Source organism: Euryhalocaulis caribicus (genome assembly GCF_000412185.1).
GTDB classification, from domain to species: domain Bacteria; phylum Pseudomonadota; class Alphaproteobacteria; order Caulobacterales; family Maricaulaceae; genus Euryhalocaulis; species Euryhalocaulis caribicus.
In genome coordinates this window covers 62,127-75,312 of sequence record NZ_ASJA01000012.1, presented here as the reverse complement: position 1 = coordinate 75,312, position 13,186 = coordinate 62,127, and the positions used below count along the sequence as shown (strand labels likewise).

At 66.4% G+C, this 13,186-nt stretch carries 14 protein-coding genes; 8 read left to right on the top strand and 6 right to left on the bottom strand.

From position 1 onward, the window contains the following. Nucleotides 1-47: 47 nt before the first annotated feature. A complete protein-coding gene (locus tag L338_RS10835) occupies nucleotides 48-512 on the top strand; it encodes a nuclear transport factor 2 family protein (protein ID WP_027068468.1) in 465 nt (154 codons plus the stop codon). On the opposite strand, the gene mnmC2 is transcribed toward L338_RS10835, so the two are convergent. The 4 genes from mnmC2 to motA all read right to left on the bottom strand — a co-directional run bounded on the left by mnmC2 (nucleotide 509) and on the right by motA (nucleotide 4,126). Beyond that, nucleotides 509-2,242: a tRNA (5-methylaminomethyl-2-thiouridine)(34)-methyltransferase MnmC2 gene (gene mnmC2 / locus L338_RS10830; protein ID WP_033311118.1), complete on the bottom strand. Its 1,734-nt coding sequence runs from the start codon at nucleotides 2,240-2,242 to the stop codon at nucleotides 509-511. The two genes, L338_RS10835 and mnmC2, sit on opposite strands and share 4 nt — an antisense overlap. Before the next feature lie 14 nt (nucleotides 2,243-2,256). Beyond that, a complete protein-coding gene (locus L338_RS17600; RefSeq protein ID WP_022698402.1) occupies nucleotides 2,257-2,607 on the bottom strand; it encodes a hypothetical protein in 351 nt (116 codons plus the stop codon). A gap of 134 nt (nucleotides 2,608-2,741) precedes the next feature. Next, entirely contained in the window at nucleotides 2,742-3,161 is a 420-nt protein-coding gene (locus L338_RS10820) for a hypothetical protein (RefSeq protein ID WP_022698401.1), read from the bottom strand. Between the two features lie 92 nt (nucleotides 3,162-3,253). Further along, entirely contained in the window at nucleotides 3,254-4,126 is an 873-nt protein-coding gene (gene motA / locus L338_RS10815) for a flagellar motor stator protein MotA (RefSeq protein WP_022698400.1), read from the bottom strand. A 162-nt stretch (nucleotides 4,127-4,288) separates the two neighbouring features. On the opposite strand from motA, the gene L338_RS10810 reads away from it, so the two are divergent. Further along, on the top strand, nucleotides 4,289-5,569 hold the full coding sequence (locus L338_RS10810; protein ID WP_022698399.1) for an MFS transporter: 1,281 nt from the start codon (nucleotides 4,289-4,291) through the stop codon (nucleotides 5,567-5,569). A 17-nt stretch (nucleotides 5,570-5,586) separates the two neighbouring features. Here L338_RS10810 and L338_RS10805 read toward each other — a convergent pair whose 3' ends face one another. After that, on the bottom strand, nucleotides 5,587-6,855 hold the full coding sequence (locus tag L338_RS10805) for a lytic murein transglycosylase (RefSeq protein WP_022698398.1): 1,269 nt from the start codon (nucleotides 6,853-6,855) through the stop codon (nucleotides 5,587-5,589). A 133-nt stretch (nucleotides 6,856-6,988) separates the two neighbouring features. Continuing rightward, a complete protein-coding gene (locus L338_RS10800) occupies nucleotides 6,989-8,419 on the bottom strand; it encodes an alpha/beta fold hydrolase (protein ID WP_022698397.1) in 1,431 nt (476 codons plus the stop codon). A gap of 142 nt (nucleotides 8,420-8,561) precedes the next feature. On the opposite strand from L338_RS10800, the gene L338_RS10795 reads away from it, so the two are divergent. The 6 genes from L338_RS10795 to L338_RS10770 all read left to right on the top strand — a co-directional run bounded on the left by L338_RS10795 (nucleotide 8,562) and on the right by L338_RS10770 (nucleotide 13,177). Further along, nucleotides 8,562-10,073, top strand: coding sequence for a LytTR family DNA-binding domain-containing protein (locus tag L338_RS10795; RefSeq protein WP_022698396.1), 1,512 nt, complete (start codon nucleotides 8,562-8,564; stop codon nucleotides 10,071-10,073). Between the two features lie 119 nt (nucleotides 10,074-10,192). Continuing rightward, nucleotides 10,193-10,318 (top strand): type B 50S ribosomal protein L36, encoded by a 126-nt coding sequence (gene ykgO / locus L338_RS10790; RefSeq protein ID WP_022698395.1) that lies wholly within the window; start codon nucleotides 10,193-10,195, stop codon nucleotides 10,316-10,318. A gap of 254 nt (nucleotides 10,319-10,572) precedes the next feature. Then, nucleotides 10,573-10,938, top strand: coding sequence for an HAD-IA family hydrolase (locus L338_RS16605; protein ID WP_051122766.1), 366 nt, complete (start codon nucleotides 10,573-10,575; stop codon nucleotides 10,936-10,938). Nucleotides 10,939-11,002: 64 nt separating this feature from the next. After that, nucleotides 11,003-11,554: a tetratricopeptide repeat protein gene (locus L338_RS10780; protein WP_022698394.1), complete on the top strand. Its 552-nt coding sequence runs from the start codon at nucleotides 11,003-11,005 to the stop codon at nucleotides 11,552-11,554. Next, nucleotides 11,551-12,477 carry an alpha/beta fold hydrolase gene (locus L338_RS10775; protein WP_022698393.1) on the top strand — a complete coding sequence of 309 codons (927 nt, stop codon included), beginning with the start codon at nucleotides 11,551-11,553 and terminating at the stop codon, nucleotides 12,475-12,477. The genes L338_RS10780 and L338_RS10775 overlap by 4 nt, the downstream gene beginning before the upstream one ends. Then, nucleotides 12,461-13,177, top strand: coding sequence for a hypothetical protein (locus L338_RS10770; protein ID WP_022698392.1), 717 nt, complete (start codon nucleotides 12,461-12,463; stop codon nucleotides 13,175-13,177). The genes L338_RS10775 and L338_RS10770 overlap by 17 nt, the downstream gene beginning before the upstream one ends. Nucleotides 13,178-13,186: the final 9 nt, after the last annotated feature.

Below are 13,186 nucleotides of genomic sequence, written 5' to 3'. Positions count from 1 at the left end.
GGCGGGACCGCCAATGTCCCGCCCTTTTCTTTGAGGGAGGAAACAAGATGACTTTCATCGCCATGCTGGCCGCAGCCGCGGTCGCCCAGAGCGCCGCGGCGGACGCGGAAACCCTGGCCGCACTGGACGCGAAACTGTTCGAGGCCGGGTTCGAGACCTGCGAGCTGGACGTTCTGGAAGACCTGATCGCGGAAGACTTCGAATTCTATCACGATGTGGACGGCCAGGTGGCCGATAATCGCGACGAATTTATCGCGGTGATCGCCGGTAATTGCGCCGACTGGCGGAACGGCAAGCGCCCGGCTTCGCGGCGCGGCCTGGACGCGATGGAGACCTATCCGATGCAGGGTTATGGCGCGCTGCAGGTTGGCGCCCACAGCTTTTACGAGAAACCAGAGGGCGAGGCGGAACGGCGCACGGGTCATGCGAAGTTCAGCCATCTCTGGAAACGGGAAAACGGCGAATGGCGGCTGACGCGCGTGCTCAGCTATGATCACGCGGCGGCCGACTAGGCGCCCTCGCGTTTCCTGCGGCGGTCTTCGAACCGGCCGGGGCGAAAGGCGTCCCGGCCGGTTTTTTCAATCGGGGCCGGATCGCCGCAGATCTCCGCCGCGATCATCTCGGCCAGAAGCGGGGCATGCGCGTAACCGCGCGAACCAAGGCCACCGAGAATATAAAGCCCGTCCTCCAGCGCGCCCGCCACGGGTAGGCGGTCTTTCGTGGCGCAACGCACGCCGGACCACAGCGCCAGCGGCTCCGGCGTAACGCGCGCGGCAAGGTCCGGCGCGGTTTCGGCGAGCTTTTCCAGCAGATCGTGCTGCCGGGCCGGGCCGGGAGACGGCGGGGCGGCGCTTTCCCAGTGACCATGGGTCGCGCCCAGCATGACCCGCCCCTCGCCCGCCGGGGCAAGATAGGCGGGGCCGGTAACAGGGTGGTCGAGCGCGCCGTCAAAAGCGTGCAGCCCGGCCTGACCGGCGCTCAGTTCCAGGTCCAGCGGCGCGCATTGCTCAAAGGCAGGAGTCCCCGCCCCGGCGGCGAGGATGAGGGTTTCGGCTTCGGCGACAATCGCGCCCGACGCGTCCATGACCCGCCAGGTATCGCCTTGGCGCCGGATTGACGCCGCGCGGCCGGGGATTTGCGCCGCGCCGCCTGCAAGGCCGGGCAGAATGGTCTGCGGATCAAGCACCCCGGCGCCGTGCATGAACAATCGCTCGCCGTCGGCGGAAAGGCCGGACCAGCGTTCGGTCAGGGCGGTGAAACGCGCCGCTTCCCGGTCGTCCCTGGCGGTCCGCACGGCGCCCGATGGCGCATAGCCCAGCGCCGCGTACAGGCTGACCGCGTGGTGAAAGGCGCTGGTCAGGGCGCGAGCGTGCGGCCGGTCGGCGTTTTCCAGACGGGGGGTCAGCAAGGCGCGCGGCGGGTCGCTGGCGGCCGGGCCCTCCATGATGATGCGGGGCGCCGCGCCGCGCGCGGTCAGGGCGTTGGCGAGTGACGCGCCCGCCACGCCGCCGCCGATTATAGCGATGCGGCCGGGCGCGGGGTCCGGGGCGGGCGTTCCGGGCAGACAGGCTTCCAGCCGCTCCCGCTTGCGGCCATGCCCGGGCTTTTTTTCTACCGTGAACCCCGCCTCGCCCAGCGCGCGGCGAACCGCGCCGGCGACAGTGAAAGTGGCGGCGCGGGCGCCCGGCGCGGAGCATTGCGCAACGGCGCGCATGATTTCCGGCGACCACATCTGGGGATTGCGGGACGGGGCAAAGCCGTCGAGGAACCATGCGTCGGCGGCGAGGTCCATTTCGGAAAGCGCCTCAGCCGCGGGGGCGTAAAAGACGGTCAGGAATACGCCGTCATCGTCAAAGCGCCGGAAATGCGCGCCGGGGTCGGAAGGTGGCCAGGCCCCGGTCAGGCGGGCGGAAAGGTCCGCCAGTTCCGGCCATGCCGAGTGGGCGCGGCGCGCCTCGGCCGCGTCTATCGGGAAGCCTTCGACACTGACAAAATGCAGGCGCGCGCCAGCCGGACGTGCGCGCCGCCAGAGATCCCAGAGGGCGAGAAAGTTGAGCCCGGAGCCGAACCCGAGCTCCCCCACCGTGAAACGCTTGCGGTCCCGCCAGGCCCCGGGCAGGCCGCAACCGCGCAGAAAGACGGCCCGGCTTTCGGCCAGGCCGTCTTCTTGCGAATAGTAATGATCCCCGAAATCCGGCGCGGCGGGCACGCCGCCGGTCCAGCCCAGATTAGCCCGCTTCATGGCGGGCGCGGCTGTTATTGCGGATATTCGTCGGTGAGTTCGCTTTCAGTGTCATTGTCTGCGTCGGATTCTTCCGGATTGGTCTCCATCGCATCCTCGGCGTCGTCAATGGCGTCCAGCTCGGCCTCGCGCTCACGATAGACCTCGGATCCGCGCTCGGCGGCGGCCTTTGACCCTTCGACGACCGCCTCGCCCAGGGCGCGGCTTTCCTCGACGATTTCCTCGCCCGCCTCTTCCAGCAATTCGCCGGTTTCGCTGGCGGCGCGCTCGGCGTCGTTTTCGGCCTGGTCGCGATCCTCGTCCGTGCAGGCGGCGGTCAGGGCCGCGGCCAGCGCGAGGGCGGAAATGGATGTAAGAAATTTCATGGGCTTGGCTTTCTTTTGACGTTTGAACCCCGGCCGCAAAGGGACGGCAGGCCGGTTCGTTCTGAAAGCACAACGAAAACGGGCGGCTGTTGGTTCACAGCCGCCCGTAATTCTTCTTTGGAAGACAGTATGACTTACTGAGGATTATCCTCGTCAGCCATTTCTTCGGCGGCGTCTTCAGCGCCGTCTTCCATGGCGTTCGCGGCGTCTTCCGTCGCGTCTTCCATTTCCTCAGCGGACTCGTCCATCGCGTTTTCAGCGTCGTTGGCGGCGTCTTCCATGGCGTCAGCGGCGTCTTCGGCCGAATCTTCCATGCTGTCCATTTCGTCTTCGTAGGTCAGGTCGTCGTTGAGCTCGTCCATGGAGTCGGCGGCGTCGTCCGCGGCGTCTTCCATGTCGTCCGCCGCGTCATCGGCGGCGTCTTCCATGGCGTCAGCGGCGTCTTCGGCCGATTCTTCCATCGTGGTTTCGTCTTCAACGGCGTTTTCTTCGGCGCAGGCGCCAAGGGCGAGAACCGCGGCCAGGCTGGCGGCGGCGAAAAGCGTGGTTTTCATAGTTCTAGATTCCCCAACAGTTTTTGGCGGCGTGTTCAGCCGCCAATTAACCAGAAACACATTTATTACATAAAGGAAATGTTTTCCGGACGCTAGGCCGCTTCGCTCGGCAAAGCGCCAAGATGTTCTTCAAGCTGCGCGAAGGAGGGCTGAACGGCGGTGGGAACGCCGCCGCGGCCAATCTCAACCGAAATCTGCGCGGCATTGCCATGCAGGTGGGCCACCAGCACGTCCTGGATGATTTTGTAGAACTGGTGTTCCTCATCATAGATTTCCTGCATGCGGACCGCGAACGGGCCCACCATGCCATAGGCCAGGAACACGCCAAGGAAGGTGCCGACCAGCGCCGAGCCGATCATCTTGCCCAGATATTCAGGCGGCGAGTCGATCGCGCCCATCGTCTTGATGACACCCAGCACGGCGGCGACAATGCCAAGCGCGGGCAGCGCGTCGGCCATGGATTGTAGGGCGCGCGCAGGGCCGGTGACTTCGTGGTGATGCTTTTCCAGCTGACGCTCCATCGCGTCCTCGACCTGGTGAGGATCCTCCAGGTTCATGGTCATCATGCGCAGCGTGTCGCAGATGAAATCGGTCGCGAAATGGTCCTTCAGGACGCGCGGATAGGCGTTGAAAATGGCGCTGTCGTGCGGTTGCTCGATATGGGTTTCCAGCGCGATCACGCCCTTGGTCTTCATCGTCTTGGTCAGCGTGAAGAGAAGGCTCAGAAGATCCTGGTAATCGGCCGCTTTCCATTTCGGGCCGGAGATCAGCTTGGCGAAATCCTTGGCGGTTTTCATGATCGTCTTGGATGAATTGCCGATCAGGAAGGCGCCCAGCGCCGCGCCGCCAATCATCATCAGCTCGAACGGCAGGGCTTTCAGGATCACGTCGAAATGGCCGCCGGCGAGCATGAAGCCCCCGAAAACCATCGCGAAAACAACCACTACGCCAATTATCTGGAACATGCGTGAATCGCCCCGTCATCGCCCCTGCCGCGAACCGCGCATGCGGACCCGCTCATAAGCCGCCATGTTTGGCGAATAATGCTTAATGCCGGGTTTAACCGGCGATTCCGCCAATGCCCGGCTCTGGCGCGCGTCGCCGAAATGGGATAACCGGCAGACGTCTTGACCGATCCAACCACTCAGACGACGCTGGCCCAGAGGAAGCGCGCCTTCACGCTTCTATTCTGCTGTCTGATGGTGACCGGCATCGGCAATTCCATGCTTTTCGCCATTCTTCCCCCCATCGCCCGGCGCCTGGACATCGCCGAGGTGTTCGTAGGGCTGGTCTATACGCTGGCCGCGACCCTGTTCATCCTGACCAGCCCGCTCTGGGGCCGCCTCAGCGACCGCGCCGGGCGGCGGCCTGTCATCGTCATGGGGCTGACCGCCTACATGGTTTCCATGGGGCTGATCGCGGTGGTGGTGTCGCTGGGCCTGTCCGGGATCATCTCGGCCGGGGCGACCATCGTGCTGCTGATCCTGTCGCGCAGCCTGTCCGGCGGGCTGGGCTCGGCCAGCGGCCCGGCGGCGCAGGCCTATGTCGCCGACCGCACCACCACCCAGACGCGTGTGGAGGCGCTGGCCGCGCTGACCGCCGCCATCGGGATGGGGGCGGCGGTCGGCCCGGGCGTTGCGGCCTGGATGGGCGGGCGGCTGGGTCTGATTTCACCGCTGATCGCCATTTCGGTCATCGCGGGCGGCATGGCCGTGGCCGTCTGGTTCATGCTGCCCGAGCGCACGCCGCCGCAGCAGACCGGCGCGCGCTCCAGCGCCTTTTCCAGCTTCGGATACGCGCTGGACCCGCGAGTTTCGCCCTTTCTGATTTTCGGAGTCGGCGTCTGGATCGTGCAGGCGGTGACGCTGCAGACCATCAATTTCTACGTCATGGACACGCTGGCAGTGGACGGCGTGCAGGCGACCCAGCTGGCCGGGGCGGTGCTGATGGGCGGGGCGCTGGCCATGCTGATCTCGCAGCTGGTGCTGATCCCGCGCATCAAGGCCTCGCCGCGCACCCTGATGCTGCTGGGGGCGGGCATCGCCTTCTTCGCCAATATCTTCCTGGCGCTGGCCGGCAGTTTCGGGGAAATCTTCTTTGCCTTCGTGGTCAGCGGGCTGGGCATCGGCCTGTCGCGGCCCGGCATGGCGGGCGGGGCCTCCATCGCCGTCAGCCCGTCCGAACAGGGCGCCGTGGCGGGGATGGTCAATTCCACCGCCGGGGTGGGGTTCCTGTCCGCGCCCTTTATCGGCCTGCTGGTCTATCAGACGTTCGGGCCTTCAGTGCCCTTCTGGATCAATGTCGGGGTGATTGCCGGCGTGGGCGTGTATGCGTGGTTCAGTCCGCGCATCAAATCGGTCAGCGCGGCGGCGACCCCCGAAATCGAGGACGCGCACGACCCGCACTGACCTGATTGATCGCCGCCCTATTGAATGGGCTCGGCGGCGCGGACGCGGTCCAGAAGGTCCGAATTCACATGCCCGTCCGGAGTGATGGCATTGGCGCGCTGGAAGGCGCGGACGGCCTTGCGCGTATTCGGGCCGATCAGCCCGTCCGAGCCTTGCGTGTCAAAGCCCAGCGCGGTCAGGCTGTCCTGCAGCTCATAGACCTCCGCGCGGCGCAGGGGGCGGCCTTCGTCCGGCCAGTCCGCCACGAGCCCGCCGCGCCCGGCATAGACATCCGACAGCATCCCGACGGCCAGCGCATAGGCGGTGGAGTTGTTGTAGCGCATGATCGCGTCGAAATTGCTGAAGGTCAGGAAAGCCGGGCCTTGCGCGCCGGCGGGCAGGATCAGTTCAGCGTCCAGCCCCCAGAGATCGGTTCCCCATTGCGCGCCGTCGGCCCGCGCCACGCCGCCCTGCGCCCAGTTGGCGGTCAGGCGTTCCTGCCCGTCGAACATGTCCCAGTTGAATTCATCGGTCAGACGCACCTCCACGCCCCAGGGCACGTCCTGTTTCCAGCCGGACTTGGCGAGGAGATTGGCGGCGGAGGCGAGCGCGTCGCCGTCATCGGACCAGATATTCTTGCGGCCGTCGCCGTCCCAGTCCTGCGCATAGATACGGTAGCTGGCGGGGATGAACTGGGTCTGGCCCATCGCGCCGGCCCAGGAACCCTTGAGCTGGTCGCGGGTCGCCTCGCCATCGCGCAGAATGTCGAGCGCGGCAAAAAGCTGTTCCTCAACGAAGTCGGGGCGCCAGCCGGCCCAGCCGAGCGTCGCCAGCGAACGGAAAACGTCGTAATCGCCGAGGATCTGGCCGAAGGCGCTCTCCAGCCCCCAGATGGCGGTCAGCACTTCGCGGTCGAGGCCGTATTCCGCTTCCAGCCCCGCAAACAGCTCCGGCTGGGCGGACAATTCGGCCTGCCCGGACGCAACGCGGGACTCCGAGACGGCGGAATTCAGATATTCCCACACCGGGCGCACGAATTCTGGCTGGCTTTCGGAGCGGTCCACCACCACCGGATCGGGGTGAACGACGCCGGCGAAAGCGGTGCTGACCAGGTCCTGGCTGTAGCCGCGCGAGACGGCCTCTTCCATGAAGCGGGCCGTCCAGGCGGAGAAGCTCTCATCGGCCTTTTGCTCCACGGCATCCGGAGACGTGAATTGCGCCTCCGGCGTCTGCGCCGTAGCGCATCCGGCAAAGCCCAGCGCGGCCGAAGCCATCAGCAAGACGCGCAGTCCCGTTGTCGTTTTCATCGCTAATCCCGTCTCCCGTTTCGCGCCGGTGCGGCGCAAATCTCCATCCGCATACCGGTATACTGGTCCGGATTTAGCGCGGCGAGAGGGAGATTTCAGCGCGAGAGTGGGAACCGGCGCAGCCGGACCCGCCCTATTCAGGCGCGAAATCGGGCAGGTCGACGGTGATTTCAGTGACGCCAATGGGCTCGTCACGCATGAAACGGTGCATCGCAGCGGCGATTTCCGGCGAGCGCATATAGAGATTGTGGCCGGCGTTCACGACGGTGACGGCCTGCACATTGGTCAGACCGGCAACAGCTTCGGCCTGTCCCTCCGGATAGGTGCGGCCGTCCAGCGTGCCGCTGAACAGCAGGACCGGCGTATCGCCCACGGGGCCGGCGCGAAACGACTCGCCCAGATCAATGTCCGGCCAGACGCCGAGAATATGCGGCATGGGGAAGTTGAGATAATCGCGCAAAAGCGCGGTTTCCGCCTGTTCCCTGACCTGCGCCAGACGCGCCGGGCTGACGCCCGAGGCGAGATCCATCGCCGTGGACATGGGATTAAGGGAGATCGGCTCGCCCGGTTCGAAGAAATAGCCCATGAAGGCTTTCACGGCCTCCGCGCTTCCGGCGTCGAGCGCGGCGTAAAGTTGCAGCAGATAGACAGCGTTATCCGGGTCCGCGATCAGGCCGGACGCCATCATCTGGGCGTGAGGGCGCTGGAACAGGAAGGGAATTGTCTCGCCCGACCCGCTTTCCAGTTCGATCAGGAGGGGGGCGGAATCCAGCTTTTCATGGACGCGGCGCATAAGGGCGGCGATGTCCGGATAGGCTGCCTTCGCCGCGGGTTGCGTGTTCACGGCGGCCTGCAGGCGGGCGAAATAGGCGTCGGTGCGCGCGGGCAGCTTGACCGTCTGGTCCAGTCCCTCGGCGCTGGCGATGATGACGCGGTCGATTTCGTCCGGAATGGCGTCCAGCGCGGCAAAGGCGAGATGGCTGCCATAGGAAATGCCCCACAGCGTCACGGTCTCCGCGCCCAGATGCCGGCGCAGGGCGGAAATGTCCTGCACGCTTTCGGCGGTGGTGTAGCCGCGTATGTCGAGGCCCGCGCCGTCCCAGAATTCACGGCATTCGGCGACCGCGTCGCGATAGGCCGCGGCAATTTCCGCATCGCTGACGCGCTGGCTGTCATCCCCGCCGATCGAGGAGTGGCAGCGCGGGGCGTCATCGGAAAGACCCGTGCCCCGCTGGTCGAAGGCGATGACATCGGCATGGCGGCGCATCTCCATGAAGAGCGGAAAACGCTGGCGCTCCGCCGTGCCCGTCCCCGAACCGCCGGGACCGCCGGCGAGATAGACAATCGGCGGGCCGGGATTATCCGTCGTGGCCGGGAAGCGGACATAGCCGATCTCGATCATGCGGCTGTCCGGGTCGGCCCGGTTTTCCGGAACCGCGAACGCGCCCTGAAAGGCCTCGGCGGTTTCGCCGCTGGCGGCCTCGAACGTGATGGGCTCTTCGGCCAGGGCGGGCGTGGCGAGCACCAGAGAGGCGGCGGCAAGGGCGGGCTTGAACAGGGACATCTCGGCGAACCTCCAGGGACCGGGGAAACAGAGCCGGAGGATAGAACGCGCTGCGCCGTGGCACCGCGGGCGGATCGGTCAGCGGCGGCGTCAAATCCGTGAGCGGCGAGACGCGGCCGCCGGGCGGATATAGTCTGCCGGTATGCGGCAATGGCTTTTTCTTCTGATCGTGCTCTGGGTCCTGCCCCTGACAGCCAGCGGCGCGCCGCAAACAGCGCTGGATTCGGTGCGCGTCTGCCCGGCCGGCCCGGCGGACGCGGGACCGCCCGGCTTCACCGGGCCGGGCTGTGAAACCATGTCCTTCTGGGCGGCGGACCCCCAAAACCGGGAAATCTGGATTGAAATCCCGCTGACCATGACGGCGGAAGACCTGTCCGGCGCGCGGCCGCTGGGCGTGTATGTGTCGGCGCGCGCCTCTACGGAGCTGTATCTGAACGGCGTGAAACTGGGCGCGAACGGGCGGCCGGGCGGCAGCGCGGCGGCGGAAATTCCGGGCCGCATCGACGCGGCCTTCTTCGCCCCGCGCGACCTGTTCCGGGCAGGGGAAAACACGATTGCGCTGCGCGCCTCCGCCCATCACGGCCTTTTGCGCCTGACCGCGCCGATGCAGTGGGTTTCGGTCCACGCCTATGGCGACCCGACACAGGCCGTTCTGGCGGCTTACTGGCCGGTTTTGCCGGTGTTTGCCTGTTTCGTGATCGGCGTAGCGGTGTTTGGCGTCTCCGCCTGGCGCGGTCCGGCGCGGCGGCTGTCGGCGGCGACCGCGGCGATGGCGGGCTTTGCCGGGGCGCAACTGGCCGCCGAAACCCTGCGCGGCGTCACTGGTTACGCCTATCCGCTGCACGATTACCGGCTTATCGCGATCCTGCTCTGCGCGGCGGGATTCGGCCTGTCCCTGCTGGCGCATGTGCTGGTCCGGTTTGGCGTGGGGCGGCGGGCCGCAGCCGGGCTGATTACAGGGTCCGTTCTGGCGATGATCGCCGCTGCGGCGCTGTCCCGCGGTTTTGACGCGATGACGGCCAGCATCCTGTCCGCCGCCGCCGCGATCGCCGCGGCAATCTGTATCTGGCGCGCCGCGGCGGGCCGCCGGCCGGGCTGGCTCTATGCGGCGGGTCTTGGAGCCGCGGCGATCCTGCCCTGGCTGACGGGCAGCGCCTTCCTGAACGGGTGGTTTTATTATCTGGCGGGCGGACTGGTTCTGGCGCTGGTGGTCGAGCAGAGCTTTGCCTTTGCCCGTGAACGCCAGCGGCGGCTGAAAGAAGAACGCCGCGCGCATGTTCTGGACGCCGCGCTTGCGCGGGCGCGGCAGGCGGCCCAGCCGCAGAAGATCCAGTTCGTGTCCGCCGGGCGGGTCATCTATGCGCCGGCCAATGAGATTACCCGGCTGAACGCGGCGGGGGATTATGTGGAGGTCTGCTTCGAAGACGGGCGGACCGTGCTTTATAACGGCCCGCTCGCCGCGCTGGAGGAATCCCTGCCCGAAACATTCATACGCGTGCATCGCTCCCACATCGTGAACGCCGATTTCGTGCAGTCGCTTGAGCGTGATCCGGGGGGCGCGGGGCGGCTCTATCTGGCCGGCGGGGCGGCGATTCCGGTGAGCCGGCGCATCATGCCCGCGGTGCGCAGCGCGCTGGCCGACGGGGCGGTTTAGGCGGGCCTGACTCTAGCAGCAGCAGGGCAATTGACTTCCACCCCGACCGCCCATAGTTTCCGCGCCTTCTCGCGAGGCGCCCCGCAATTGAGGCGGGCCGCGCGAAAGGCAGGAATACGATGAAAGTCAGAAGCTCGATCAAATCGCTGAAGAACCGTCACCGCGCGTGCCAGGTCGTGCGCCGCCGCGGACGCGTCTACGTGATCAACAAGAAAGACCCGCGTTTCAAGGCGCGTCAGGGCTGATCGCCGGCGACAGGCCGCGGGCGGTCCTGTGGGACCTTGGCGGCGTTCTGGTCCGCTGGAACCCGCGGAACCTCTACTCAAAGATTTTTGAAAACCGCTCCGAGATGGAGCGGTTTTTGTCTTCTGTGTGCACCATGGAATGGCACGGCCGCCACGATGGCGGCGAGCCGATGGAATCAGCCGCAGCAGACCTGAAAGACCAGTTCCCTCAATATTCCGCTGAAATTGACGCCTAGCGCCTGCGCTGGCCCGAGATGTTCAAGGGCCCGGACGAGGACGCCGTGGCGCTGGTCGAAACACTCACCGCGCGGGGCGTCCCGCAATATGCGCTGACCAATTTTCCGGGCGATAAATGGCGCGCTTTCGCCGCCGATCCGGATTACAGCTTCCTCACCCATTTCAAGGCAATCACGGTTTCCGGCCTGATCGGGACAAAGAAGCCCGCGCGCGAGGCCTTCGCCCATATCGAGACCGCCAGCGGCCTGACCCCGCCCGAGATGCTGTTCTTTGACGACACCGAACCCAATGTCGCGGCGGCGCGGGATTATGGCTATCACGCCCGGCTTTTCGACGGTGCGGGCGGCGCCGAGGCGGCGTTGAAAGAGGCCGGGTTTCTTTAAAAACTGAGGCCTGTGGCGGGCGGCGCCTTCTTTTCGCCGGTGAACGCCCTAATATCCTTTCCCGATGAGTTTGACCGCCCTTCTGACCGCTATCGCGCTGGCTTTCAGCCAGAGCGCGGAAACGCCCGCCGAGCCGCAGGCGCCGCTGGAAAAGCTGTATGACCAGCTGTCCGCGGCCGAAAGCGCGGCGGCCGCCAACCGGCTGGCCGGTCAGATCCGGCTGGTCTGGACCGATTCGGGCAGCGATACGGTGAACCTGCTTATGGACCGCGCCGAGGCGGCCATGGAGGCCGGCGACGCGGACCGCGCGGCGCGGCATCTGGATGACGCGCTGTCGCTGGAGCCGGACTTTGCGGAAGCCTGGAACCGCCGCGCCATGCTGTACCTAGCCGGTGGCGAAGCCGCGCAGGCGCTGGAGGCTGTGAACAAGGCGCTGATCGCCGATCCAAAACATTTTGGCGCGCTGGTGGGTCTGGGCACGATACTGGAACGGCTGAACCGCAACGAAGCGGCCTATGAGGCCTATGGCGAGGCGCTGGAGATTCACCCCTTCCACGAAGAAGCCACGACGCGCAGGGAGCGGCTGGCGCCGCTGGTCGAAGGGCGCGCGCTTTGAAATTTCTTGCAATCCTGACCGCCGGGCTGGTCGCGCTGACGCTGGCCGCCTGCGCCTCCACCAACCGGCCGGAGCCGATGACCAACGGACACTTTATCGACTGGCAGGGCGCGAACCTGCATGTGCGCGAATGGGGCGAAGGCCGGCCGCTTTTGTTGATTCACGGCGCCTCCGGCAATAGCGGCGATCTGGAAATCTCTCTGGTCCCGGCGCTGGAGGACCAGTTTCGCGTGGTCGCCTATGACCGTCCGGGGCTTGGCCGCAGCCGGGGCCGCCCGGCGGGCGCGGGCACGCTGGCCGGGCAGGCCGAGGCGGCGCTGGCGGTGATCGAGGCCGAGGGGCTGGAGAAGCCGGTGGTGGTGGGCCATTCCTTTGGCGGGTCGGTGGCGCTGCGCCTGGCGCTGGATCACCCCGAAGCGATTTCGGGTCTGGTGCTGATTTCCGCGCCCAGCCATGAATGGCCGGGCGGGATCGCGTGGTATTATCACTGGTCGGCGGCACCGCTGATCGGGCCGGTGTTCAACCGCACCGCCGTTCCGCTGGTCGCCCCGCGCCAGCTGGAAAGCGGCATGCAGAGCGTGTTTTCGCCGCAAGAGCCGCCGCAAAACTATATCGAGCGCGCCGGCATCCGGCAGCTCCTGCGCCCCGGCGCCTTTGCGGCCAATTCTGACGACATGGTGGGCCTGAAAGCCGAGCTGATCGAACAGTCGTCCCGCTACCGCCGGATGGACATGCCGGTCGCCATCCTGCACGGCGATGCGGACGATACGGTCTCCCACAGCCTGCACGCCGAACGCATGGCGGAGGAAATCCCCGATTCCAGGCTCTCCATCCTGCCCGGCATGGGGCATATGCCGCACCATTTCCGGCAGGCCCTGATCAAGGAGCATATCGAGGCGGTCTATCGTGACGCCGGAGATTGAACGCGCACTGGCCTATCCGTTCGCGCCGCCGCGCCGCAGCTATGTGTTTTCCGGCGGCGAAGCGGTGTTCGATGACGATCCCGGCTTCAGGGAGGCGCTGAACGCCGCGATGGCGGTTCCCCGCGTGGCGATTCTGGCCAGCGGGTCCAACGCCTCCCCCACCCGCCTGATGGAAAAGTTCGGCGGCGAGGCCGTGGTGCCGACCCTGCGGGCAGAGCTGAAAGGCTACGCCGTGGTTCATAGCGCGAAATTCACCCGCTATGGCGCCATGCCCGCCACCTTCCACCCTCATCAATCGGCCACGGCGCGAGTCTTCGTGAACCTGCTGGACGCCGGTCAGCTGGATGTGATGGACGGGACCGAGGCGTTGGGACACGAATATGACCGCGTCGACGCGCCCTTTCCTGAAACCGTGGAGCACGGCGCGAAGCCCGACCGCTACGAGGCCTATATCAGCCGCTTCGGCGCGCTGCGCGCGGGCGAGGGCGCGGCCGCCAGCGCGGCGGCGGACCAGGACGCGCCGGGCCTGAAAGTGATGAGTCAGGAAGAAGCGATCCTGCACGCCATGGATGTTCTGGAGATCGAAGAGACCCTGCCGGACTTCGTTCAGCGGGTGATTGACGATGCGGCGTTCCGCGATGCGCAGAATGCGCAGTTGAAGCGCCTCGCGGCCCTTCCGTTCGGCGCGGCGGGCGCATAGGTTCCACGC

Bases quoted from the DNA above. Each gene is read 5' to 3' on its own strand.
- L338_RS10835 (WP_027068468.1), top strand. From the start codon at position 48: ATGACTTTCATCGCCATGCTGGCCGCAGCCGCGGTCGCCCAGAGCGCC.
- mnmC2 (WP_033311118.1), bottom strand. From the start codon at position 2,242: ATGAAGCGGGCTAATCTGGGCTGGACCGGCGGCGTGCCCGCCGCGCCG.
- L338_RS17600 (WP_022698402.1), bottom strand. From the start codon at position 2,607: ATGAAATTTCTTACATCCATTTCCGCCCTCGCGCTGGCCGCGGCCCTG.
- L338_RS10820 (WP_022698401.1), bottom strand. From the start codon at position 3,161: ATGAAAACCACGCTTTTCGCCGCCGCCAGCCTGGCCGCGGTTCTCGCC.
- motA (WP_022698400.1), bottom strand. From the start codon at position 4,126: ATGTTCCAGATAATTGGCGTAGTGGTTGTTTTCGCGATGGTTTTCGGG.
- L338_RS10805 (WP_022698398.1), bottom strand. From the start codon at position 6,855: ATGAAAACGACAACGGGACTGCGCGTCTTGCTGATGGCTTCGGCCGCG.
- L338_RS10800 (WP_022698397.1), bottom strand. From the start codon at position 8,419: ATGTCCCTGTTCAAGCCCGCCCTTGCCGCCGCCTCTCTGGTGCTCGCC.
- L338_RS10795 (WP_022698396.1), top strand. From the start codon at position 8,562: ATGCGGCAATGGCTTTTTCTTCTGATCGTGCTCTGGGTCCTGCCCCTG.
- ykgO (WP_022698395.1), top strand. From the start codon at position 10,193: ATGAAAGTCAGAAGCTCGATCAAATCGCTGAAGAACCGTCACCGCGCG.
- L338_RS16605 (WP_051122766.1), top strand. From the start codon at position 10,573: ATGTTCAAGGGCCCGGACGAGGACGCCGTGGCGCTGGTCGAAACACTC.
- L338_RS10780 (WP_022698394.1), top strand. From the start codon at position 11,003: ATGAGTTTGACCGCCCTTCTGACCGCTATCGCGCTGGCTTTCAGCCAG.